Origin of the sequence: Endozoicomonas sp. 8E, assembly GCF_032883915.1 — a bacterium.
GTDB lineage: Bacteria > Pseudomonadota > Gammaproteobacteria > Pseudomonadales > Endozoicomonadaceae > Endozoicomonas_A.
In genome coordinates, this window is record NZ_CP120717.1 from 3,068,798 (window position 1) to 3,090,523 (window position 21,726).

Consider the following 21,726-nt stretch of genomic DNA (forward strand, 5'->3'; position numbering starts at 1 on the left):
AGGATGCTTATGGGCGTCGTTTTCTTAAGGTCTTATAGACAGCGTCCTTGTCTCGCTTGCCGATGGCTAATACATAGACAACAATCTCCTCATCAATAACTTCATATGCCAAGCGATATCCAGCTGTCCGTAGTTTGATTTTGTATACGTTGTCGTAGCCTTTCAGTTTGGCCGAGGGAACATGGGGGTTCTCCAGACGCTCTGCCAGTTTTTTCTTAAACTGGTTACGCAATGGAGAGGCCAGCTTGTTCCACTCTTTCATAGCTGCCGGAAGGAACTTGAGCTTATAAGTCATCCAGGTTCACTTCCACAGCCTGATCCAGGTCTTTCCGACGTTCCTCAACCAGTCTGGATAACTCCTGGTCATCCAGGGCATCCATTAACCATTCGTAGGTCTCTGCCGGAATCAGATAAGCCGTTGGCTTATTGTGATTGAGGATTGCTATGGGTGAACCGTCTGACTGGGCCAGCAGTGCTGTCGGGTTTTTCTTGAGCTCTGAAATACTGGCCGAGCAATCTGCTAATACCTGTCTCATGATAAATGCTCCTTATTTAGTTCTAAAAACAGGTCTTATATTAGATCATTTTTATTCTAATTGTTAACTTTATTGCGTTTGACCCAGGGAGTGGACTATATCTACCATCAAGGAATTCGTCCTTCGGCTGGTACTAAAATCCAAAGACTCCCCATCCAAAACCGTCTACCAGTCAGCAACCTCCCTCGAGTCCCTTCGCAAAGAAGCCCAAACACTCAAACAAAAACTGTCTGATTTGCAGAAGCAAGATCGTCTTCTGTCGTCTTTCCAAAAACAGACAGCAGCCGTTCGAGATGCAGGCAAAGCCTAGCGGGAAGCGGAAATCAAGGTTGAACAACTGGCTCGGGAGTTTCAACAGACTAAGAAACCTTCCCGGTCTCTTCAGCGTTCTCTGGGGTCGGCTCGTAAGTCCGTGGTGTCAGCCAGTCGAGCTTATCAGAATCAGCGTCAGAAGCTGGCCGAGTTGCGGAGCAGTTTGGAGCAGATGGAGCTTTCCAATAAGAATCTGACTACCCAGCAGCATCTGCAAAGGGAGCTGAAAGAAACCGCATCAGCTCTGCAAAAGGTGGATGCCAAAGCTAAGACGTCTTCCCGCACCTTCAAACGTTCCGACTTCAGGCAGTTAGCCCGATATGCAGATCGGGCATCAGGCGGTTGGGGGCGTTTGTCGCAGCGGTTGGGTGCTCTGGTGGCTGTCAGTGTGGGTTTGTATACCGTCAAGCGGGCGATTCAGGGATTGCTGGGAACGGGGGATCAGTTTGAGCGCTTGCGGGTGCAGCTCAATGCTGTCATGGGTTCTGTGGCTGAGGGTGAGCGAGCCATTCAATGGATCAAGCAGTTTACCCGTGAGACGCCTTATCAACTGGAGCAGGTGGCGGAAGCTTTTGTACGACTGAAGGCGTTTGGTCTTGATCCCATGGACGGCAGTATGCAGGCCATGGTGGATCAGGCTTCCAAGCTGGGTGGTGGCATGGAGCGCCTGAATGGGATTTCTTTGGCGGTTGGGCAGGCCTGGGCCAAGGAGAAGTTGCAGGGCGAAGAGATCCTGCAACTGGTTGAGCGGGGCGTACCGGTTTGGGAGTTACTGGAAAAAGCCACTGGTAAAAATGTTCAGGAACTGCAGAAGCTTTCCACAGCAGGCAAACTGGGTCGAGATACCATTGCCCTGCTGATCGAGGAAATTGGCAAGAGCTCTGCCGGGGCTGCCGCTGAGAATATGTCTCTGTTGTCCGGGTATGTCAGCAACCTGAAAGACAGCTGGCAGAACTTTCTGGATGAAGTGGCCCAGAGCGGCACACTGTCTTATGCCAAGGATCAGCTAAAAAGTCTTTCGGACCAGATCAGTATTATGTCTGAAGATGGTCGTTTGTGTCGACTGGCTCAGTCTATCAGCGATGCGTTTGTGCAGATAGGGGAGGCGATCAAGGCCAACTTTACTGGTCTGACGTTTGAAGGAGTGGTAGCCAGCATCCAGTCCGCCAGTCAACGTATTGCTTCCACCCTGGCCAGGTGCCGATTTATCGCCCGGGGGATATTGTGGTGATCAGTCACACCCAGAGCAGGGCAACTAGGGAGCGTTCTTATCTAACCAGACGATCAATTTACTGACGTTGCCATGCTAACCAGATCATGATGGCTGCTATCTGAAGCATTCCCATATAATTGCGTGCCAAGCGTTCATAGCGAGTTGCAACTCGCCGAAAGTTCTTGAGCTTTTGGAATAGTTGCTCAATTAGATTTCGCTCCTTATTAATGCTAATTGAGTAGTTACCGCCGTTAATGATTGTTTTATACTCGTTGTGAAAAGCTCGAAGCCATGTATAATGGGCACCACGTTATAAGTGCGTTTGATTCTTTATGTATAGATTTAGTGTTCCGAGCGTAGTGGCTCGTCCTGTTCTTCATAAGCGATAACAAAACTTCTAGCTCTGCCGCCTTATCCGTGACAGACACGGTAAGGTATTTTGCTTTAAAAAAATCAGGATATGATTATGTCTACTACTACCGGTACTGTTAAGTGGTTCAACGAAGAGAAAGGTTTTGGTTTCATCGCTCAGGAGAATGGTCCTGACGTGTTTGCCCATTTCCGTCAGATCGTTGGCGACGGTTTCAAAACCCTGACTGAAGGCCAGCAGGTTGAATTTCGAGTGACTCAGGGCCAGAAAGGGCCTCAGGCAGAAGACATTCGACCTCTGTAAAGATTGAGCTGCATACTATGTAGCTGACTTGCTTCACATAGGTGAAGGTGAAAAGGCAATACCTCAGGGTGTTGCCTTTTTTGCGTTTAGGGAAGAGTGAAAGTGAAAACCATGGCCACCACCAACATCTGGCAAAAGTTCAAATCTCTGATCCTGGAAGGAAGCAAGGTTATAGCTACTATCACCGTACTCAATGGCAATGGAACCAGCCAGGCCCAGCTCAGGGACGGCTCGATTGTGACGGTGAAAGGGGGGTTCTGTGGGGGTAGGGTAGAAGGCTTTTGTTCAGGGGGGGAGGTAAATGGGGCTGCGCTGGATTTGGCGCAGTATGAGGCAGTTGTTTAATTTATCATTTACCACGTGTGGCTGGTGTTGACTCATACAGGCTGTAATCAGCCATCTCATCCTGCCAGATATGAGCTTTGTCTTGTCTGACTTGCTGAATGGTTTTACCAAATATATCCAAGTGGATCTGCTCCATCAATGTCGGCAGCTCGATGTTTGTCACCGTGCGCATAAATACGTCAGCGTGTATAAAACCTTCGCAACGATGTTTCACTGAAACAGGCAGTTTTTGAGTGCGCTTGGACGCGCAGAACAACTCAGTTAGTCCGGCTTCGACTTCTGTAAGAAACTTTTGTTTATCTACGCAATTTGTTTTAATTCACTCTTCGCCTGTAAAATACTGATTATGGTCTTTTTAGCTACCGGCTCAGAGCCATGCAGTTACAAGGATAGCCAGTACTCAATGTCCATACCCGATTACCAGTCCACCTTCCGCCCTTTGCTCTGTGCTATTGAAAATGGTGCTGAGGTCTCTTTTAATGATGCTCTTGAATCTGTCTGTAAGCATTTCCAGCTGACACAAGAAGAAGTCCAGGAACGACTCCCCTCAGGTGGGCAAACCGTCATCAAAAACCGAGTTTCCTGGGCAAGAACTTACATGAAAAAAGCGGGTCTGGTTCTGGCTCCAAGGGGAAAAATTCAGATTACCGAACGAGGCCGCCAAGCCCTGTTGGATTGCCCAGAGAAAATAACGGTTAAATACCTGAAACAATTCCAGGAGTTTCGGGAATTTTATACCAGTAAACGAACCAACACATCTATCACCTCTTCACAGCAGGAAGAAGAATCATCGATCACTCCAGAGGAACAAATGGCAGAAGCCTATAAATCCGTTCTGGAGTCCCTCTCAGCCGACCTGCTGGAGAACATTCAAAAACAAACATCCGCTTTCTTCGAACAACTGGTCGTCGATCTAATGCTCAAGATGGGCTACGGTGGCTCTCGTGAAGACGCGGGCAGAGCTACTCAGCTTTCAGCAGACGGTGGGATTGATGGTGTCATTTATGAAGACCGCTTAGGATTAGATACCATCTACCTGCAAGCCAAACGCTGGGAAAATACTGTAGGCCGCCCGGAAATCCAGAAGTTTGCCGGAGCTCTGCAAGGGGAGGGTGCCAGCAAAGGCGTATTCATCACCACCAGCAACTTCAGTAAGGAAGCCAAAGATTATGCCAACAGAGTCAGCAGCCGGATTGTGCTTATAGAAGGCCACCAACTTGCACAGTTAATGATTGATTACGGTCTTGGCGTCAGTACCCGCCAAACCTACGAGATCAAGTCTGTTGATAGTGACTACTTTAATGCAGAATAGGGCAGTGGGGATGTAAAGGCTACCGAATGTTGAGGCGACTGGGCGTGGATACACGACTGGCACGGAATACTGCCAAGTCTGCACATGGGCCTTGGCGTTTAAGCGGCAGTCCAGCGCTGCGTTATGCGCTAACAAATACTTTAGGAACCTTGGGCTGCCAGAATGAGCAGCAAGATGAATGCAGAGTAGATTTGAAACACTGTGCTACGTGATCCGTATGGCCGGTGTTGTGGGAGTTGCGCCTTGCAAGCGCGTAAAATCTTGTGACCTGAAATGGTCATCGCGGTAAAGCTGTGGTCGGCAGCCGTGTACCGAGTCTTGCGTGGTAGAAGGTAACGACTACTGCGAAGCGTAGACAGGGTGATAACAGGCCGTAACGTCTGCTAAGGGATAATTAGCCCCGAAATTGAACGTGGTTGAAGTGGCTGACCTTCTCTCTCAATGGGGAAAGCGGAAGTCGGGAGCTCCGCTAATGACAAGGCATCCCGACTGCTTCCGGGGTTCGTACCCACGGCATGTTATCGAATGATTTTACGTGAACAAGGGAGATCCTGAACGTTCAGGCGGAGCCTGTAGGGTCCGACGAGCCTGTAAAGCAAGAACGACTTGATGACGTTCAGGAAGTCAGACCAGCTGATAGTACTCCGAGGCGGGGAGAGCCCGTCACATGGGGAAGCGGCTGGCGGTATTTGAGCCTTTCCAGGGAAACATGGGCTCCACATCTGAGGGAGTTACGGTCTTTTACGCAGTGAGAAGGTAAACCAGCCATGGCAACGGGACTGGAGAGGGTAGCAGCGAAAGCCCGGAGTTATCCGAAACTTCGCTTCACAAGTCTGGCACATCATATTACCTCGGCGAGCCTGTGTATGAATCTGAACAAGATTCCACACAACACATCGCCCGGAGTCGATGGGCTGACTGTCGAAGAGACAAAGAAAGACTTTAAGCGGTGGTTGCAACAGACACTGACGTCTATCCATCGGCAAGGCTACAAGGCACCGCCGGTCAAAAGGGCATGGATACCCAAGCCGGGGAAAAAGGAAAAGCGCCCTCTGGGTGTTCCCTGCATCAATGACCGGGCTTTGCAGCGAAGTGTTGCTGATGTGCTGAATGCTATTTATGAGCAGGACTTTTTGCCCTGTTCCATGGGTGGCAGGCCACGACTGGGAGCGCACCATGCCCTGTCCACTTTTAACGAGGTGGTTTCAGGCCGAAAGGTCAGCTGGGTGCTGGAAGCGGACTTGAAGAACTTCTTTGGGAGTCTTGACCATGGATGGCTGCTTCGTTTTGTGGAACACCGGGTCGGTGATCCCAGAATTCTGAACCTTATACGGCGCTGGTTGAAAGCCGGGGTGATGGAGGCCGGGGAGTTGCAAGAGTGTGAAGAAGGTACGCCTCAGGGTGGGCCGATCAGCGTAGTTCTGAGCAACCTGTACCTGCATTATGTGCTTGACCTCTGGTTCGAGTGCAAGGTCAAGCCCCGGCTAAAAGGCGAGGCATGGCTGATCAGGTACATTGATGACTTTGTGGTGTGTTTTCAGTATCGCAGTGATGCGGAGCGGTTCATGAATGTGCTGCCACAGCGACTGGAGAAATTTGCGTTGAAACTGGAGCCGGATAAAACCCGGTTAGTCAGGTTCGGACGTTTTGCCAGTCGTGGGGGAAGACGATCGGAGACGGTTTACTTCCTTGGCTTTACGCACTACTGCACAAGGAATCTGAAAGGAAACTTCATGGTGGGAAGGAGAACGGAAAAATCCCGCCTAAGACGCAGCATAGCCAAACTGAAGGAACTGCTGAGACGAATACGCCATGATCCGCTGCACGAACAAGTGACAGCGATCAATCGACGGTTGAGAGGGCATTATGCGTATTACGGTCTGGGAGGAAACTTCCGAAGTATGGAGAAGCTTTACCGGTTTGTTGACCGCTACTGGTACAAGATGCTGTGTAGCCGATGCCGGAAAGGCAAGATTCCATGGGAAAAGTACCATAATCTCAAGCAGCTTCTGCCGTTACAGAAACCGAGGATAATGCTGCCTTTTATGGCAATGAAATCCATGGCTGTGCTGTGAGTCAAATATCGAAGAGCCCGGTGCGGGAAATCCGCACGCCGGGATCTGAGGGGGTTGGAGCTACAATTGGTAGCTCCTTCTACCCGGTGAGCAGAGTTGTGAGACTCTGCCCTATCCCGATTATGTTACAAAAACACAAACAAAGTCCTCTAAATGTCTTAATATGTCTATACATACAGCATTTCCTTGAATTCTCAAGGAGGGGAGGTTAGCTGTGTTTTATCCAAGTTCAATTCATCATCGATCCCTCTTGCTCGATTCAGTCTTACTTTACTCATTGGTTCAAGTGCAAAACACTGACGCATTGACTACTTTTTTTCAAACAACGTTTAGTGCTCAAGATAATAGCTATTCATTGATAGCTGAAGGAGAGGTCGCAACTGATATAAATAGCAGCCAAATTACTTTCAAACTATCTGATAACCCAATGCCTCTATTAGAAATGTGGAATCATCCCGAAAGGCTATCATTTACAAATAAACAGAGTTTATGTCATCAGGTAAGTTCTCCTTATTTGGGAGAAACCTCAGTTTTTGCATTATTAATTGATAACTGTTTACTTTCTGGTGTTCCGTTAAATTATGTGACATCAGAGCTAAAAGAAAATTCATTTATTTGGTTAGATATTCCAACCCTCAAACCAAGCGGTTCTAATAAAGGAATAACTCCTGTTTTTCGTATTACTAGATTTAGTAGCAATGAAAGTCAGTTAATACTCAAAGCTCAACCATTAAATTGTGATCAATGTCCGTACCGCCCGAAAAGTGGCCGGTCAAGTAATAAATGTTGTGGTGGCTGTGAAGATAGTAGTAAATCAATGATATTTGATCCCGATACAGATAGTCGGAGTTTATCCAGTACTAAAACCCGAGAGCACTTTTTCGAGCCTATAGAAATAAAATACATAACATCAACTAATGAAGTGCATTTTGATTTCAATACAACACAAGGCGTATTTACAACAAAATTATTCCAGCATCCCTATGAATCACCTATTTCAGAAGGTTTTCAACCTTTAGCTATACCTTTGGCTCTTTTACTGTCAGCAACTACTCTAGTCCAGTCAAGAACCAAAGAGTAGCAGCATTACACATATGAGCGGAAACTCTGTCAAGGGCAAATAACTACCCCTTGGCAACAGGAGCCAATAAAAAACTTGGCAAGAGAGAAAGCGGTCATTTAAGGACGTCTTTCAACACCACCGATATATGATCATGCCACTCCTGCAATCATCCACAGGAGTTCACTATGAGTAAAACAGCAAAACGACTGACTAAAGAACAGTGGCAAAACTTAATCTCTGAGCAGCGAAGCGGCAGTATGAACCAGTCCGAATTCTGCCGGTTCAAAGGGCTTTGCCTTGCCACCTTCTACAACTGGAAAAGCAAACTCAACACCCCTGAAACGACTCCCCAATGGGTAGAACTTCCCGTTGCTGGCCAGCCTGCCCCGCAGTAAACCTGGGACATTGAGCTGGAACTGCCCGGCAATATCATCCTAAGGATGCGTCAGTGATATGTTCTTCCCGGAATCCGGTGTCAGGGTGTCAAACATTACCGGAGAGCAGAAAAAGCAAATCCGGCAGGAAGAATCAAAACCATTGGTTGATGAGTTCTTCCTCTGGTGTCATCAGGAGCGGCAAAAGCCTGAACTCACCAAAACCAACCCGTTAAGCAAAGTATTGGCTTATGCAGAGAACCATAAAGGCCCTCTGGAAGTGTTTCTGGATGACCCTGATGTTCAGATGGACACCAACCATCTTGAGCGGTTACTCCGGTGCATCCCGATGGGCAGAAAGAACTGGTTGTTCTGCTGGACAGAGACCGATGCAGAGCATGTTGCCATCATCCAGAGTCTGCTGGTCAGTTGCCGCCTACAAGATGTTGATCCCTGCAAATATCTGGTTGACGTTCTCCAAAGGGTCAGCCTGCACCCCGCCCGACAAATAGATGAACTGATTCCCCGAAATTGGAAAGAGCGCTTTGGGAAAAATCCGTTAAAAGCGCCTCTGGACAAATAGGGGGAGTCTCTTTGTTGTTTGACCGTTTACTCCAGACCTGACTTTCTGATTGTTGTCACCTCCATGTGCAAAGCCCGGTTAAAATCTCCATGTCTTTTTCTTAAATTCTGCACAGAATTATAAAAAACATGACAAAAAGCACTCTTAAAAGTCTGGCTTGATAAGGCGACGGACATCGACTAGCCTGAACAGGCAGTGTCACACCACCCTCATCACCCTCATCCGGGATGACTCACCATGAACCGACTTCTCTTCGCTGTAGTTCCTTCCATGCTTTTGTCTCAGGCCCTGGCGGCTCCAACGGATGTAACCAAAAAGTCGATTTTTGACCAGCAGGCCGATTCGAAAGGAAAGCGGGCCTATATCCAGGTTCTTGAATCGACCGCGGACCAGAGCAGTAAGCTGAAAGCACAAACACCAGAAGAAGGTGAAGTAACTCTCACAGACAGACATAACCTCCTGTACTTCGGCGCCTTTACCATGGGGGCCCAAAAGCAACCGTTCACAGCAGTGTTGGATACCGGCTCCAGCAATATCTGGGTGCCGGAAAAGAACTGTTACACAGCAGGCTGCCGGGGCAAGAAAAAATTCGATCCAGACCGCAGCAGTAGTTTCTTCACCTATGGTCGGGAACTCTCCGTTCAGTATGGCACTGGTAGCATGCGAGGTTATGTAGGCTATGATACCCTCACGTTTGGCGGCATCACTGTCACCAAGCAGGGCATCGGTTTGGCCACCCAACTGTCTCACTACTTTAAAAACTTCTCTTTTGATGGCCTCTTTGGCATTGCCTACAAGTCCCTCGCCAGTGATAAGGTCACACCCTGGATGGATAATGCGGTAGCACAGGGCCTGATTTCAAAAGCCATTTTCTCATTCTATCTATCCAACACCCCAGGCGATGGAGCTAGTCGTCTGATTATCGGTGAACCCGATCCTGACTATTATCAGGGGGATATCACCTGGCACTCACTGCAATCTCTTGAGACTGGTGGCCCCGTCGATCAATACTACAGTATTGCCTTCGACGGTATTGCCGTTAATGACGTCAGCATTCCTCTGACCTGTCAGGACCAAGGTCAATGTCGGGCCGTTGTTGACTCTGGCTCCAGTAAGATCGTGGGGCCAGCCAATGATATTGCCAGCATCCGGGACGCCCTGAGTATCAAACCGGACTGCTCAAACCTTTATGAACAGCCAAGCCTGGTTTTCACTATTGATGGTACCAGTTACACCGTTGCCCCAGAGTTTTACGTGGTGAAAGAGGTCGATCGGTCGGGGCAGACAGTGTGTACTGCGGGACTGGCCTCCGGCGAGGAGGGCTTCTGGATTTTCGGTGATGCCTTCATGCGAGGGTTTTATGTTGTGTTTGACAAGAGTGACAGCCGGTTAGCTTTCGCTAAGCTGTCTGACAGTCTGGGTGCACCGAAGGAGCTGAGAAAACTCTTTGTATCTCATCCTATGATCACTTCAGGGGTTCAATATTAAGAAAAAAAACGCTGTCAACTATCAGACAGCGTTTTTTGGTTCACTCAATGGCTAAGTACTCAACCATACGAAATCATATTTTCTGACTCATTGTTCAGGCACTCGCGGCAACTGCTCCTGCGTTGCTCTAGCTCCTGCATCCATGCAGTCGTGCTGCGTTGCAACTCTGGTCACATAGCTTACTATGTTCCCGTCGTTGCGCCTTGCAGAGCACCTGCCCAATAAGCCAGAAATATTCGATTCCGTATGGCTGAGTACTTAACAGCATTTAGGGGTAATCTCCAAATACAGTCTCATACCTCAAATCTTTCATCCTTACTCCAACCTCAAGTTCACAAGTCAAAGTTGCCAATTTCAGGCTTAACAATGCCTGTTCTTTCTGCTTCACTACTTTTCCCGCCGCCCCTTTAGCCTCCTCTCCTAACAAAAAGATATTGCTTATTTCCTGATGTTCCAGAATCAGGGAGGTCGCTCCCTTATCGCCTACGCCCTGAACACCGGGCACATCGCCCACACCGGCAATTGCCCAGAACTGGGTTAGCTTTTCAGCCCCGAAGCCGTAAAGGTTCTGTACACTCTCTCCCTGATAGTCAATCTTCTGGAAATGATCACGCAGTTTTATCTGCGGAACATTCAACAGTTGCAGGAAAATACGGTCGGTTGAAAGGATGGTGGTTTCGACGTTGGCTTTTGATGCCTTGGAGGCCACAGCGGCAATGACATCATCTGCTTCCAGACCTGTTTTTCTGAATGTTTTTACCCCCATTTTCAGAAAAGCTCTGTTAAAATCGCCCAGTCTTTTTCTCAGTGCTTCGGGCATGGGCTTGCGACCCTTTTTATAGTCAGGGTAAAGCTCATGTCGCCAGGTGGGAGGGTTGCCATCAAAAACCATCAGGCAATGCGTTGGCGATGTTTCCTTAATGGCTCGTGTCAGCGATGCGACGGTAGCTGAAATAGCCCCGTCTATCTGGCTGTTTTCATCCGGGGCCCTGACAGCAGCATGTACTCTTCGGATAAGATTAAGCGCATCAATCAAAAGCAGGTGAGGGCGCATTCTGTTTTTCCTGAACAGCCATGGGTGTATAAATCAACAATACACATTTAATAATCGTGTTCCCAGATTACCCTATTCAGTGGGCGGGAATTTTCTTTTATCTTTCTAAAACCGAGCAGTGAGGGTGGTTATTTCTACTGTCCACTGCCGGTTTTTTTCGTTATCGTTGGCATCTTGTCAGCCAACCGGGATATCTCGGGCTGAAGGTTTTTTCAGGCCGAATAGAAAACCTCAGCCAGACATATAACCCAAGCCTCGGAGTTGTAGGCGCATAAACAGCCATGAGTGAGAAAATATAGCGTAACTTCTGAAGAGCAGAACAAAATATTTTTCATGATAAACAGCCCTCAGCGGTACAAAGGACCAGAAATGAAAGACAACGATGTGAGTAATAACCAGAATCAATGGGCGTTTGAAACTCAGGCTATCAGGACTGGCGTCATTCGCAGTGGTGAGAGAGAGCACAGCGAAGCTATTTATCTGACTTCCAGCTTCACTTATGACAGTGCTGAGCAGGCTCAGGCTGTTTTTGCCGGAGATGAACAGGGCAATGTTTACTCACGCTATACCAATCCTTCAGTAAAAATGTTTGAAGAGCGTATGGCAGCCCTTGAAGGGGGAGAGTTGGCCTGTGCCGCTTCTTCAGGCATGGCGGCTATCCTGGGTATGTGCATGGGGTTGTTGAAAGCCGGTGATCATGTGATTTGCTCTCGCAGTGTTTTTGGTACGACGGTCACCATTTTTGCCAAATACCTGGACAAATTTGGCGTAGAAACCACTTTTGTAGATTTCACGGATTACCAGCAGTGGCGAGATGCAATGCGTCCTGAAACACGTCTTTTGTTTCTGGAAACGCCTTCGAACCCTCTGGGCGAAGTAGTGGATCTGGAAATCATGGCCGCCATTGCTCATGAGAATGATGCTTTGCTGATGGTGGATAACTGCTTCTGTACACCGGCTCTGCAGCAGCCTCTGAAACTTGGAGCGGATATTGTCGTCCACTCTACCACCAAGTTTATTGACGGTCAGGGACGCTGTATGGGCGGAGTGGCTGTCGGCAGCAGGGAGCTGATCAGTGAGATGCATCTCTGGCAACGAGCGGCCGGCGCTTCAATGAGCCCTTTTAATGCCTGGAATTTCTACAAGTCTCTTGAAACACTCAGCCTCAGGGTCAATGCTCATTGCCGCAATGCAATGGCACTGGCCCAATGGCTGGAAGCGCATCCTGCTGTTGAAAAGGTTCACTACAGTGGTCTTGAGTCTCACCCTGGTCACAGTCTGGCAAAACGTCAGCAGAAAGCCTTTGGCGGTGTTCTTGCCTTTGAAGTCAAAGGCGGTCGAGAGCAGGCCTGGAAGGTAATGGATGCGGTAACCTTTATTTCTAGAACCGCTAATCTGGGTGATACTCGTACAACGATTACTCATCCGGCTACCACTACGCACTGTCGTCTTTCTGATGAAGACAAAGCAAGAGCCGGTATTACCGAAAATTTGATCAGGGTGGCTGTAGGCCTTGAGAACCTTGAAGATCTCAAGGCTGATCTTGAAAAAGGATTAGCCCAGCTTTAAATAAGCCCCCCGGAACAGAAAAGGAATTCTGTTCTTTTGTGTCGATTGACCGATAAAACAGCCTTGAGTACAAAAAGCAAAGTCTTCAAAATAATAACAACGGTTCCCAATTAATGAATGAAGTCAATCAATGTATTCATGCGCTGAATACGATTATCCGTGGCAAGGACCTGGAAATTCGGCTTGCGGTTTGTTGTCTTCTTGCCCGAGGTCACCTGCTCATCGAAGATCTGCCAGGAATGGGTAAAACAACGCTGGTTCATGCACTGGCGCGGGTCATGGGGTTAGATCACCAGCGAGTGCAGTTTACCAGTGACTTGCTACCTGCTGATATTATCGGGGTCACCGTTTTTGATAAAAAGAGTGCCAGCTTTGCCTTCCAGCCCGGGCCAGTTTTTTCCCGGCTGTTGCTGGCGGATGAAATCAACAGAGCTTCACCCAGAACGCAAAGTGCCTTACTTGAAGCCATGGAGGAGCGTCAGGTTTCGGTAGATGGTCAGCCGCAATCCCTGCCCGAACCTTTTTTCGTAGTGGCAACCCAGAATCCTGTCTATCAGGAAGGCACTTTTCCCCTGCCAGAATCCCAGCTTGACCGATTCTTGATGAGACTGGAGCTGGGCTATCCCGATCCTGAATCAGAGAAAGCCATTTTGAAAGGCGAAGCCGGCAGGGTGGAACTGAATGCGCTGCCTGTCATCTTCAATGCAGATCAATTGATCAAGGCCCAGAATGCATCAGCCCGGGTACATGCCGGGGAGATGTTATTGGACTATGTCATGAGGCTGATTTCTCGCACCAGAGAGGCGGGTTGCTTCCATGTTGGACTCTCGCCACGGGCGGGTCTGGCGTTAATGGCGGCTGCAAAAGCCTGGGCCTGGATGGAAGGTCGGGGCTATGTTATACCCGAGGATATTCAGGCTGTGTTTGTCCCTGTTGCCGATCACCGATTACATGCAAAGGAAAAAGGTCAATCGGTCAGGGAGTTGCTGACTACCACTCAAGTTGTGGGATAACAGGTATGTCAGAAGGCGCTGTAAAACGGCGATATCGCCAATGGCTGGATCGACGCATTCCTCCGGCTGCCCAGGTGACTCTGGATCAAAAGCGGATTTTTATCCTGCCCACAAAAGGGGGCTACATCTGGCTATCTGTTGCGACCCTTATTTTTATTCTTGCCGCCAATTATGTTAACAGTCTCGCTTTCGGCCTGTCCTTTTTTATGGTCAGTCTGTTTATGCTGACCATCCTTCACACCTGGAGAAACCTGGCGGGCATCACCCTGGTTTCAAAATCTGCCGGTTCGGGACATGTTGGGGACCTGATACCGGTTCACTTGCAATTGCAGACAGGTGGGCGAGGTCGGCAATCTGTGAGATTAGGCTGGCCCGAAAATGAGCAAGTGACCTATTCCTTCGAAACGGATCTGGACTTGAGCCTGCGGGTAAAAGCAACATCCAGAGGCTGGTTTCGTCCGGGAAGGATGAGAGTCGAGAGCCTGTATCCTCTGGGATTTTGCAGGGCCTGGAGTTGGGTTCAACTTGAAATGCACACACTGATTTATCCCCGACCTGATTATACCCACCCTGTTCCAAGCCTACTGGGCGCGGGAGAGGGAGCCGGTGTCCAGACACGATCAGGGCAGGATGAATTTGCCGGTTTCCGCCGGTTTAAAGAGACGGATCTTGCGGGTCATGTTGACTGGAAAGGGTATGCGAGAACCAGTGAGCTGAATACCAAGCTGTTTGAAGAGCCTATTGGTCATCAGGTTAAGCTCTCCCTAAAGCATAATCCCGGCGTGAGTCTGGAAGATAAACTATCTGTTCTGGTTGGCTGGTGCCTGAAATGCGAATCCACTAACAAACCTTACAGCTTGTCTGTTCCCGGGACAGAGTTGGCTGCCAATGGAGGGCGCAAGCATTTAAAACAGTGCCTTGAGACTTTGGCACTATTTGCTTCTGGTTCTGACAGGGCTTCGGACAGTGTAAAGTCAGGAGGTGGTCGTGCTGAGTAATGCTCAGGTGAGCAGAACCTCAACATTGTGGTTAACTGCAGCACTTCTGTCAGTCCTGTTGCCCATTTGGAAGCAAGTTCCGACGCTGATTATTTTGCTGGGTTGTCTTTCAGCAGGCTGGCGGATCACTATTTTGCTGGGTAGAGGGCAGTGGCCGCCTTTTTTATTGCGTCTGGGTCTGATTCTGATTGCACTGGTTACGGTGATAGTCAGTTTCAGGCCATTGATATCTCTGGAATCATCGGTCTCTTTTCTGGCAGCAGGGTATGCTCTCAAACTGTTGGAAATGAGAAGCCAGCGTGATGCGCTTGTTGTGATTTACATCGGTTATTTTCTGGTGGCGACAGCCGTCCTTTTCTCCCAGTCGTTATTACAAACACTCTACCTGATGTTCTGTCTGGTCATGTTGATTGCTGCCCAGCAGGGCTTGTTCCGGTCAACGAATGCGGCACCTGTTATTTCGAGTGTCAGGTTTGCAGGCCTTCTTGTTTTGCAGGCAGCTCCTTTAACCGTTCTCCTGTTTGTCCTGGTGCCCCGAATGGGACCGCTCTGGTCAGTACCCCTTCCTGACAACAGTGCCAGAACCGGCTTAACCGATGCTATGACGCCCGGCGATATAGCAAAACTCAGTCGTTCAGATGAGCTGGTGTTTCGAGCACGCTTTGCTGGTGATGTGCCACCACCTCGGCAAAGATACTGGCGGGCTGTGGTTTTGGATCAGTTTGATGGCAAGACCTGGAAGCAAACGGACAAGCCTTTTTCTGTTGCCGCTATTTTGCAGAAAGATTGGGTCAGTAGGCAACCTGAAAGTGAAGGCTGGTGGAAGAATCGTCACGGAAGCTATCAATATGAAGTGATGATGGAGCCTACCGGAAAACCATGGATGTATACATTGGGGGCCGCTGGCACAGTGGCTGAAAACAGTTTTTTCTACAGGACAATGAGACTGGTATCAGATCGACCGATTGACAGCCGATTGTTGTACTCCCTGGATGGGATGTTGCCTCAGACACGATCTGTCTCAATGCCAGACTGGCTTGCTGCATTGAATACTCAGATTCCGGATCTTGGAAATGACCGAAGTCGACAATATGCCCTCAGACTCTTCAACCAGGCAGGTCAGGATCCCATGAAAATGGCGGCTCGATTGTTGTCGCTGTTCCGTCTGGATGACTTCCACTACACCCTTTCACCGCCTTTATACGATCAAAACTCTACGGTTGATGAATTTCTGTTTGAAGGTAGGCGAGGTTTTTGTGCCCATTATGCCGGAGCATTTGTTTATCTGATGAGGGCTGCGGGTGTTCCGGCCAGGGTCATCGGCGGTTATCAGGGTGGAGAGTTTAAGGAAGCTGATAACCTGATTCAGGTTCGGCAGTTCGATGCGCATGCCTGGGCTGAAATCTGGGTGGCAGGACAGGGATGGCTGAGGTTTGACCCAACTGCAGCGGTTTCACCCCAGCGAATAGAGGCGGGTCTGGAAGCGGCTATCGGCAGCTCCGGAACTTTTTTGCCAGACAGTCCTTTATCTCTCTACCGTTACCGTGAGTCAGACTTTATTAACAGAGTCAGGCTGGCCTTTGAGAAAGCAGAATATCAATGGCAGAGATCGGTCGTGAATTTCAAGCAGGATCAGCAGGAAGCCTTTCTGAGAAGCCTGTTGGGTGATAAAGATTTTTATTGGCGACAAGGGGTAGCTCTGACGATAGGGGTAAGCGTGATACTGGCCATATTATCCCTGACTTTACTGTATCGCCGACAGACTCTACCTCCGCTCCAGAAACTCTATGCCCGTTTCCTGAAAAAAATGGCCAGAAGAGGCTTTGTCCCTCAGGAGGGTGAAGCAGAGTTGAGTTTTGCCCGCCGTATTTCTCAATCGGATGACAGGCTTACAGAACCTGTGATGTCGTTTTGTGAGGTTTATATGCGAGCGGCTTATGGAGAAAAGCATTCGGAAATGGACGAGCTGAAGCGGCTTTTGACCCGTTTTTAGGGCTAGCAGCCTGTCGGACTTAAGACTGTCCTACGCGGCAACTGCTCCTGCGTTGCTCTAGCTCCTGCATCCATGCAGTCGTGCGGTTGCGATAAATTGGTCTAAAAATTCCTGCTCCCTCGTCAAATAGCTCGCTATTCTCCTCGGAATCAGAAATTTTTATCCTCAATTTCTCGCAATCCTCGCTACGGACGCTCAAGTCCGACAGGCTGCTAGGAGCCTGACCGAGAATAGACTGCCCTACTGCGGCGGCAGCAAATTGGTCTGAAAATCCGCTTTTGTTCGTCAAATAGCTCGCTATTCTCCTTACAAAACCGAATTTTCATCCTCAATTTTCTGCCGTCCTCGCGACGGGCGCTATTCTCGGTCAGGCTCCTAGATGATTTCTCGTTTAGGTGGCTTTGGCATCTTCTGGCTCAGATAATGGTTAATGTATCGCTGGGTTTCCTGACCTTTTTCGGTGCCGGGGCAAACCAGATACACTTTGGGTGGTTTGGTTTCATAAGTATGGCTGCTCATGTATCGGCTGATGGCTACGCAAACAATGGTCGCTGCTCTTTGCGGGGAAAGGTTCATTTCAGAGCTGAAAATGGGGATGGCTATGCTCGACAGATTTTTCCTGTGAGCGGCTTCAATGGTGGATCGGTAGGCGCCGACCAACTCTGAATGAATATTCCCGGAATCGGCATGTGGAAGCATGGCATGAACCATGTGACTGAAGCCTCTGTCCCGCAGAGCAGGGCTGGGTGAAATGACGGCCAGTCCCGGTTGCACCTTTTTAATAGCTTCCAGAAACCCTTTTTTTGCCAAGCCGGTATCAATTTCGGAAAGCTGCTTCAGTAAAGCCGTCTCATGTTTTGATCCCTTGGGAGTGTACGGGCAGGCAATGGCTTGAATAGGCGGGGTTTGTAGTTCATTCAACCGGCTGATATCCCCGGACATCAAAAAGACCTCTTGTCCAAGCAGTTGGTCAGTAGGTATTGTGACATCCGTTTGCATCAGAGTACCTGTAGATGGTTGTGCTGAAGGAGTGATAAGAAGCTCAAGGGGCCTGACAAAATCGGCAAGTTTGCGAGCCTCTCCAACAGGATGCCTCGTAGTCAGATCATTCAAAACAGCTGGCCAGTTAGCGGCGCCCACCTGGTTCACAAGTTTGGAAAAAGCCTGCAGGTCTTCCAGCGTTCCCTGTTTGTAGGTTTTGATTTGAAGGCGTCTGGCTTGGGTTAGCAGTTTGTTCTGAAGTTCAGATAAGAGGTCAGTCTCTTCAGTGAGTGTGCTGACATCAATACCAATGCGGGCAAAGTCATTCCTGGACTGTTGAGCGGCTCTGTTGATTCGGGACCTGGGAGTATCATGGCGTTTAATGTCTCGAAGTCTTATGCCCGAATAAGGATTGTCGCCTCTGGCTCTGGCTTCCTGAAGCAGGGCGGCAGGGTCTTCCAGTACCCGGGTTTTCCGGTTCCAGTTAAAGGCTGAGCGCAGTTTGTGTTTTACCCAGCTTTTGAAAATCTGCCAGTTGGATGCCGAACTGACCGAGTCAGACGTTGGAATCATGCTTAAGCCAGAAAATCTACTGATAGTCTTCAGTATAATCAGTTCATTCCTGATCTGGATTTACAGGGCTAAAAGGTATCTGGCAAGGCTGGCTGACAACGTCAGCTGGATAAGTTATCGACTTTCTGGCGAGTCTTTCTGCTGGCAGGAAATACGCTGTCAATTTTTCCACTTTGGCAACCAGGCTTAGAAAAAAGTCCCCGCACAATAGCGGCTGTTGCAAAACTCCAACAACTCGTTCCCACGCTCTGAGGGTGTCGCAAAACTCTCTCCAGCCTGGGAACGAGTTGACTCCCGTCATTCCCGACTTCATTCTCGTCATTCCCGACTTCATTCTCGTCATTCTCGGTTTTATTCTCGTCATTCTCGGTTTTATTCTCGTCATTCTCGGTTTTATTCTCGTCATTCCCGCGAAGGCGGGAATCCACACTGGCTCACCACCAGAGCCATACTGCCCGGTGCCACCCTGGCCTTGTCATCCCCGAGAAGGCAGAGATTCACCGTTGGCGCTGGATTCCCGCCTTCGCGGGAATGACGACCTCAGAGCGTGGGAACGAGTTGTTAAAAAAATCCCCGCACAATGGCGGGGATTTGAGGTTGACAATCGGGTTACTGATCAGCTTGCTTTGGCGATAACGTCATCAGCTGCCTTCTGATAGGACTCTACCTGATCAAAGTTCAGGTAACGGTAGACTTCACTGGACATGGAATCCAGGTTTTGAGCGTATTCCATGTACTCATCAGCTGTAGGAATCTTGCCCAGAATCGCGCCAACAGAAGCCAGCTCGGCAGAGCACAGATATACATTAGCGCCGTCACCGAGACGGTTCGGGAAGTTACGGGTAGATGTTGACAGCACGGTAGCGCCGGGTTCTACCCGTGCCTGGTTACCCATACACAGTGAGCAGCCAGGGATTTCGGTACGTACACCGCTGTTCTGATAGATGTTGTAGTAGCCTTCTTCTTCCAGCTGGGCCTTGTCCATCTTGGTGGGAGGAGACATCCAGAAGCGGGTTTGCAGAGGGGCCTTGTTCTGCTCCAGCAGTTTACCCGCTGCACGGAAGTGACCGATGTTGGTCATGCAGGAACCCAGGAAAACTTCGTCAATCTTGTCGCCAGCCACGTCAGACAGTGTACGGGCATCGTCTGGATCGTTGGGAGCACACAGGATCGGCTCTTTAATTTCAGACAGGTCAATTTCAATCACTTCAGCGTACTCTGCGTCAGCATCAGCGCGCATCATAACCGGGTTGGCCAGCCACTCTTCCATCTTGCGGGCACGGCGCTCCAAAGTGCGAGGGTCACCGTAACCTTCGCTGATCATCCAGCGCAGCATGGTCACATTCGACTTCAGGTATTCGGCGATGGACTCTTCAGACAGAGTGATAGTACAACCTGCAGCGGAGCGTTCAGCAGAAGCGTCAGACAGTTCGAAGGCTTGTTCGGCGGTCAGGCTTTCCAGACCTTCGATTTCCAGGATACGGCCAGAGAAGGCATTTTTCTTACCTTTCTTCTCAACGGTCAGCAGACCTTGCTTGATACCGTACAGTGGAATGGCGTGAACCAGGTCACGCAGAGTGATGCCGGGCTGCATTTCGCCTTTGAAGCGAACCAGAATGGATTCCGGCATATCCAGAGGCATAACACCGGTGGCCGCAGCAAAGGCGACCAGACCGGAACCGGCGGGGAAGGAAATACCCAGTGGGAAACGGGTGTGAGAGTCACCCCCTGTACCGACGGTGTCTGGCAGTAGCATACGGTTCAGCCAGCTGTGGATGATACCGTCACCCGGGCGCAGGGATACACCGCCACGGTTCATAATGAAGTCTGGCAGAGTGTGGTGAGTTTCAACATCAACCGGTTTTGGATAAGCCGCTGTGTGACAGAAAGACTGCATCACCAGATCGGAAGAGAAGCCCAGGCAAGCCAGATCTTTCAGTTCGTCACGGGTCATTGGGCCCGTGGTGTCTTGAGAACCGACGGTGGTCATCTTTGGCTCGCAGTAAGTGCCGGGACGAACACCTTCAACACCACAGGCTTTACCAACCATTTTCTGAGCCAGGGTAAAGCCTTTCTCGGAGGCTTCAGGAGCAACAGGGCGACGGAATATCTCGGAATGTCCCAGACCCAGAGCTTCACGTGCACGGTCGGTCAAGCCACGACCAATGATCAGGTTAATACGGCCGCCAGCTTGCACTTCGTCCAGGATGACATCGGATTTGAAGCCGAATTCAGACAGCACTTCACCGGATTCGGACAGGATTTTGCCGTCGTATGGACGGATCTCGATCACATCACCCATGCCCAGCTTATCAACGGGGGCTTCGAAAACCAATGCGCCAGCATCTTCCATAGTGTTGAAGAAGATAGGTGCTACTTTTCCGCCAATACAGATACCGCCAGCACGCTTGTTAGGTACGCCCGGAATATCATCACCGAAGAACCAGAGTACAGAGTTGGTAGCGGACTTACGGGAAGAGCCGGTGCCCACTACGTCGCCCACGAAAGCAACGGGCAGGCCTTTGGCCTTGATGTCGTCGATCTGCTTCAGAGGGCCGGTAACACCGTGCTCTTCAGGCTCCAGACCGTCGCGGGTCATTTTGTACATGGCTCGGGCATGAACTGGAATGTCCGGGCGAGACCAGGCATCAGGGGCAGGAGAAAGGTCATCGGTGTTGGTTTCGCCAGAGACTTTGAAGACGGCAACTTTGATGCTTTCCTGAACCGCTTGACGCTGGGTGAACCACTCGGCATCTGCCCAGGACTTCAGGACAGCTTGAGCATGAGCGTTTCCGGCCTTGCTTTTCTCTTCGATGTCGTGGAAGGCATCGAACACCAGCAGGGTGCTTTTCAGTTGTTCTGCGGCCAGCTCTGCCAGTTCGGTGCTGTCCAGCAGTTCAACCAGCGTCTCAATGTTGTAGCCACCGTGCATCAGGCCCAGCAGTTCAACCGCTTTTTTCTTGTCCAACAGTGGGGATTCTGCCTCACCTTTAGCAATGGCAGACAGAAACCCGGCTTTAACATAGGCAGCTTCGTCCACGCCGGGCGGAATGCGGTTTTCCAGTAGGTCCAGCAGATACTCTTCTTCACCGGCTGGTGGGTTTTTCAGCAAGGCTACCAGTCCGGTGACTTGCTCAGCGCTTAATGGCTTTGGTGGGACACCTTCTGCTGCACGCTCTTCGACATGTTTTCTGTAGGCTTCTAGCACGGATCAACCCTCATCATCTGTGCGGCCTGCCCGTTCACCCTTGCTGTAATGTCTACAGTGATGGGGCGGACAGTTGCTGATGTTCCTGTGAATGTAGGTCCTGCACGGTATGGCTGGGCGGGTAAAGAAGAAAGCTCTGCCGGATACTTCTGCTCCTCCTCCAGAACAGGAGTTTACTTTAGATCACTTTCATGCCCATGACGATGTGTGCAGGCATCGTAAACCGGTCGGAATTATTCTGTATAGATTAGCAGTGAAAAGAACTGCAACCTTTGCTTCTTCAGCCAACCGGCGGCGCGGGCAGTATAGCGGATAGCGTTATTCAAGTTAAGGGAAGCCCGCAATCTTTGATATAAATTTGGT

General features: G+C 49.7%; 20 protein-coding genes. 14 read left to right on the forward strand and 6 right to left on the reverse strand.

Translation table 11 applies throughout. The annotated features are described in order from the left end of the window. Window positions 1-7 precede the first annotated feature (7 nt). Together P6910_RS09770 and P6910_RS09775 are read right to left on the reverse strand one after the other, a co-directional pair. On the reverse strand, window positions 8-295 hold the full coding sequence (locus P6910_RS09770) for a type II toxin-antitoxin system RelE/ParE family toxin (RefSeq protein ID WP_317146077.1): 288 nt from the start codon (window positions 293-295) through the stop codon (window positions 8-10). After that, window positions 285-536, reverse strand: coding sequence for a type II toxin-antitoxin system Phd/YefM family antitoxin (locus P6910_RS09775; RefSeq protein WP_317146078.1), 252 nt, complete (start codon window positions 534-536; stop codon window positions 285-287). The genes P6910_RS09770 and P6910_RS09775 overlap by 11 nt, the downstream gene beginning before the upstream one ends. A 484-nt stretch (window positions 537-1,020) precedes the next feature. Between P6910_RS09775 and P6910_RS09780 the strand changes: the two genes are divergently transcribed. The 3 genes from P6910_RS09780 to P6910_RS09795 all read left to right on the forward strand — a co-directional run bounded on the left by P6910_RS09780 (window position 1,021) and on the right by P6910_RS09795 (window position 3,079). Further along, on the forward strand, window positions 1,021-2,079 hold the full coding sequence (locus P6910_RS09780; protein WP_317146079.1) for a tape measure protein: 1,059 nt from the start codon (window positions 1,021-1,023) through the stop codon (window positions 2,077-2,079). A gap of 448 nt (window positions 2,080-2,527) precedes the next feature. Continuing rightward, complete coding sequence (locus P6910_RS09790; RefSeq protein WP_257275284.1) at window positions 2,528-2,734, forward strand: cold-shock protein; 207 nt, start codon at window positions 2,528-2,530, stop codon at window positions 2,732-2,734. Window positions 2,735-2,836: 102 nt separating this feature from the next. Then, complete coding sequence (locus tag P6910_RS09795; RefSeq protein WP_317146080.1) at window positions 2,837-3,079, forward strand: hypothetical protein; 243 nt, start codon at window positions 2,837-2,839, stop codon at window positions 3,077-3,079. Window positions 3,080-3,083: 4 nt separating this feature from the next. Here P6910_RS09795 and P6910_RS09800 read toward each other — a convergent pair whose 3' ends face one another. After that, window positions 3,084-3,251, reverse strand: coding sequence for a hypothetical protein (locus tag P6910_RS09800; RefSeq protein WP_317146081.1), 168 nt, complete (start codon window positions 3,249-3,251; stop codon window positions 3,084-3,086). A 174-nt stretch (window positions 3,252-3,425) separates the two neighbouring features. Here P6910_RS09800 and P6910_RS09805 point away from each other — a divergent pair, with 174 nt between their 5' ends. From P6910_RS09805 to P6910_RS09830, 6 genes are all read left to right on the forward strand, one after another. Further along, a complete protein-coding gene (locus P6910_RS09805; RefSeq protein WP_317146082.1) occupies window positions 3,426-4,391 on the forward strand; it encodes a restriction endonuclease in 966 nt (321 codons plus the stop codon). Window positions 4,392-5,158: 767 nt separating this feature from the next. Next, window positions 5,159-6,466, forward strand: a complete 1,308-nt coding sequence (ltrA, locus tag P6910_RS09810) for a group II intron reverse transcriptase/maturase (protein ID WP_317146083.1) — start codon at window positions 5,159-5,161, stop codon at window positions 6,464-6,466. Window positions 6,467-6,680: 214 nt separating this feature from the next. Next, window positions 6,681-7,547 carry a hypothetical protein gene (locus P6910_RS09815; RefSeq protein ID WP_317146084.1) on the forward strand — a complete coding sequence of 289 codons (867 nt, stop codon included), beginning with the start codon at window positions 6,681-6,683 and terminating at the stop codon, window positions 7,545-7,547. A 167-nt stretch (window positions 7,548-7,714) separates the two neighbouring features. Next, window positions 7,715-7,924, forward strand: coding sequence for an IS66 family insertion sequence element accessory protein TnpA (gene tnpA / locus P6910_RS09820; RefSeq protein ID WP_317146085.1), 210 nt, complete (start codon window positions 7,715-7,717; stop codon window positions 7,922-7,924). A 58-nt stretch (window positions 7,925-7,982) separates the two neighbouring features. Then, window positions 7,983-8,486 (forward strand): IS66 family transposase, encoded by a 504-nt coding sequence (locus P6910_RS09825; protein ID WP_317146086.1) that lies wholly within the window; start codon window positions 7,983-7,985, stop codon window positions 8,484-8,486. A 237-nt stretch (window positions 8,487-8,723) separates the two neighbouring features. Continuing rightward, complete coding sequence (locus P6910_RS09830; RefSeq protein WP_317146087.1) at window positions 8,724-9,974, forward strand: pepsin-like aspartic protease; 1,251 nt, start codon at window positions 8,724-8,726, stop codon at window positions 9,972-9,974. A gap of 268 nt (window positions 9,975-10,242) precedes the next feature. Here the strand turns inward: P6910_RS09830 and P6910_RS09835 are convergent, their stop codons facing one another. Next, the gene (locus P6910_RS09835) at window positions 10,243-11,028 is read right to left on the reverse strand and encodes a 5'-3' exonuclease H3TH domain-containing protein (RefSeq protein ID WP_317146088.1); all 786 of its coding nucleotides are present in this window, start codon (window positions 11,026-11,028) and stop codon (window positions 10,243-10,245) included. Between the two features lie 369 nt (window positions 11,029-11,397). On the opposite strand from P6910_RS09835, the gene P6910_RS09840 reads away from it, so the two are divergent. The 4 genes from P6910_RS09840 (at window position 11,398) to P6910_RS09855 (ending at window position 16,601) form a co-directional block, all read left to right on the forward strand. Further along, on the forward strand, window positions 11,398-12,597 hold the full coding sequence (locus P6910_RS09840; protein WP_317146089.1) for an O-succinylhomoserine sulfhydrylase: 1,200 nt from the start codon (window positions 11,398-11,400) through the stop codon (window positions 12,595-12,597). Between the two features lie 113 nt (window positions 12,598-12,710). Further along, window positions 12,711-13,610 (forward strand): AAA family ATPase, encoded by a 900-nt coding sequence (locus P6910_RS09845; RefSeq protein ID WP_317146090.1) that lies wholly within the window; start codon window positions 12,711-12,713, stop codon window positions 13,608-13,610. 5 nt (window positions 13,611-13,615) lie between these two features. After that, the gene (locus P6910_RS09850) at window positions 13,616-14,608 is read left to right on the forward strand and encodes a DUF58 domain-containing protein (protein ID WP_317146091.1); all 993 of its coding nucleotides are present in this window, start codon (window positions 13,616-13,618) and stop codon (window positions 14,606-14,608) included. Further along, entirely contained in the window at window positions 14,598-16,601 is a 2,004-nt protein-coding gene (locus P6910_RS09855; protein WP_317146092.1) for a DUF3488 and transglutaminase-like domain-containing protein, read from the forward strand. The genes P6910_RS09850 and P6910_RS09855 overlap by 11 nt, the downstream gene beginning before the upstream one ends. Before the next feature lie 375 nt (window positions 16,602-16,976). On the opposite strand, the gene P6910_RS09860 is transcribed toward P6910_RS09855, so the two are convergent. After that, a complete protein-coding gene (locus P6910_RS09860; RefSeq protein WP_317146093.1) occupies window positions 16,977-18,155 on the reverse strand; it encodes a macro domain-containing protein in 1,179 nt (392 codons plus the stop codon). A 254-nt stretch (window positions 18,156-18,409) separates the two neighbouring features. On the opposite strand from P6910_RS09860, the gene P6910_RS09865 reads away from it, so the two are divergent. Further along, window positions 18,410-18,811 carry a hypothetical protein gene (locus P6910_RS09865; RefSeq protein ID WP_317146094.1) on the forward strand — a complete coding sequence of 134 codons (402 nt, stop codon included), beginning with the start codon at window positions 18,410-18,412 and terminating at the stop codon, window positions 18,809-18,811. Here the strand turns inward: P6910_RS09865 and acnB are convergent. Further along, window positions 18,772-21,363: a bifunctional aconitate hydratase 2/2-methylisocitrate dehydratase gene (acnB, locus tag P6910_RS09870; RefSeq protein WP_317146095.1), complete on the reverse strand. Its 2,592-nt coding sequence runs from the start codon at window positions 21,361-21,363 to the stop codon at window positions 18,772-18,774. The two genes, P6910_RS09865 and acnB, sit on opposite strands and share 40 nt — an antisense overlap. Between the last annotated feature and the right edge of the window lie 363 nt (window positions 21,364-21,726).

What these genes read in the sequence shown, in the direction of transcription:
- P6910_RS09770 (WP_317146077.1), bottom strand. Translation starts at nt 295, where the DNA reads ATGACTTATAAGCTCAAGTTCCTTCCGGCAGCTATGAAAGAGTGGAAC.
- P6910_RS09775 (WP_317146078.1), bottom strand. Translation starts at nt 536, where the DNA reads ATGAGACAGGTATTAGCAGATTGCTCGGCCAGTATTTCAGAGCTCAAG.
- P6910_RS09780 (WP_317146079.1), top strand. Translation starts at nt 1,021, where the DNA reads ATGGAGCTTTCCAATAAGAATCTGACTACCCAGCAGCATCTGCAAAGG.
- P6910_RS09790 (WP_257275284.1), top strand. Translation starts at nt 2,528, where the DNA reads ATGTCTACTACTACCGGTACTGTTAAGTGGTTCAACGAAGAGAAAGGT.
- P6910_RS09800 (WP_317146081.1), bottom strand. Translation starts at nt 3,251, where the DNA reads ATGCGCACGGTGACAAACATCGAGCTGCCGACATTGATGGAGCAGATC.
- P6910_RS09805 (WP_317146082.1), top strand. Translation starts at nt 3,426, where the DNA reads ATGGTCTTTTTAGCTACCGGCTCAGAGCCATGCAGTTACAAGGATAGC.
- ltrA (WP_317146083.1), top strand. Translation starts at nt 5,159, where the DNA reads ATGGCAACGGGACTGGAGAGGGTAGCAGCGAAAGCCCGGAGTTATCCG.
- tnpA (WP_317146085.1), top strand. Translation starts at nt 7,715, where the DNA reads ATGAGTAAAACAGCAAAACGACTGACTAAAGAACAGTGGCAAAACTTA.
- P6910_RS09825 (WP_317146086.1), top strand. Translation starts at nt 7,983, where the DNA reads ATGTTCTTCCCGGAATCCGGTGTCAGGGTGTCAAACATTACCGGAGAG.
- P6910_RS09830 (WP_317146087.1), top strand. Translation starts at nt 8,724, where the DNA reads ATGAACCGACTTCTCTTCGCTGTAGTTCCTTCCATGCTTTTGTCTCAG.
- P6910_RS09835 (WP_317146088.1), bottom strand. Translation starts at nt 11,028, where the DNA reads ATGCGCCCTCACCTGCTTTTGATTGATGCGCTTAATCTTATCCGAAGA.
- P6910_RS09840 (WP_317146089.1), top strand. Translation starts at nt 11,398, where the DNA reads ATGAAAGACAACGATGTGAGTAATAACCAGAATCAATGGGCGTTTGAA.
- P6910_RS09845 (WP_317146090.1), top strand. Translation starts at nt 12,711, where the DNA reads ATGAATGAAGTCAATCAATGTATTCATGCGCTGAATACGATTATCCGT.
- P6910_RS09850 (WP_317146091.1), top strand. Translation starts at nt 13,616, where the DNA reads ATGTCAGAAGGCGCTGTAAAACGGCGATATCGCCAATGGCTGGATCGA.
- P6910_RS09860 (WP_317146093.1), bottom strand. Translation starts at nt 18,155, where the DNA reads ATGATTCCAACGTCTGACTCGGTCAGTTCGGCATCCAACTGGCAGATT.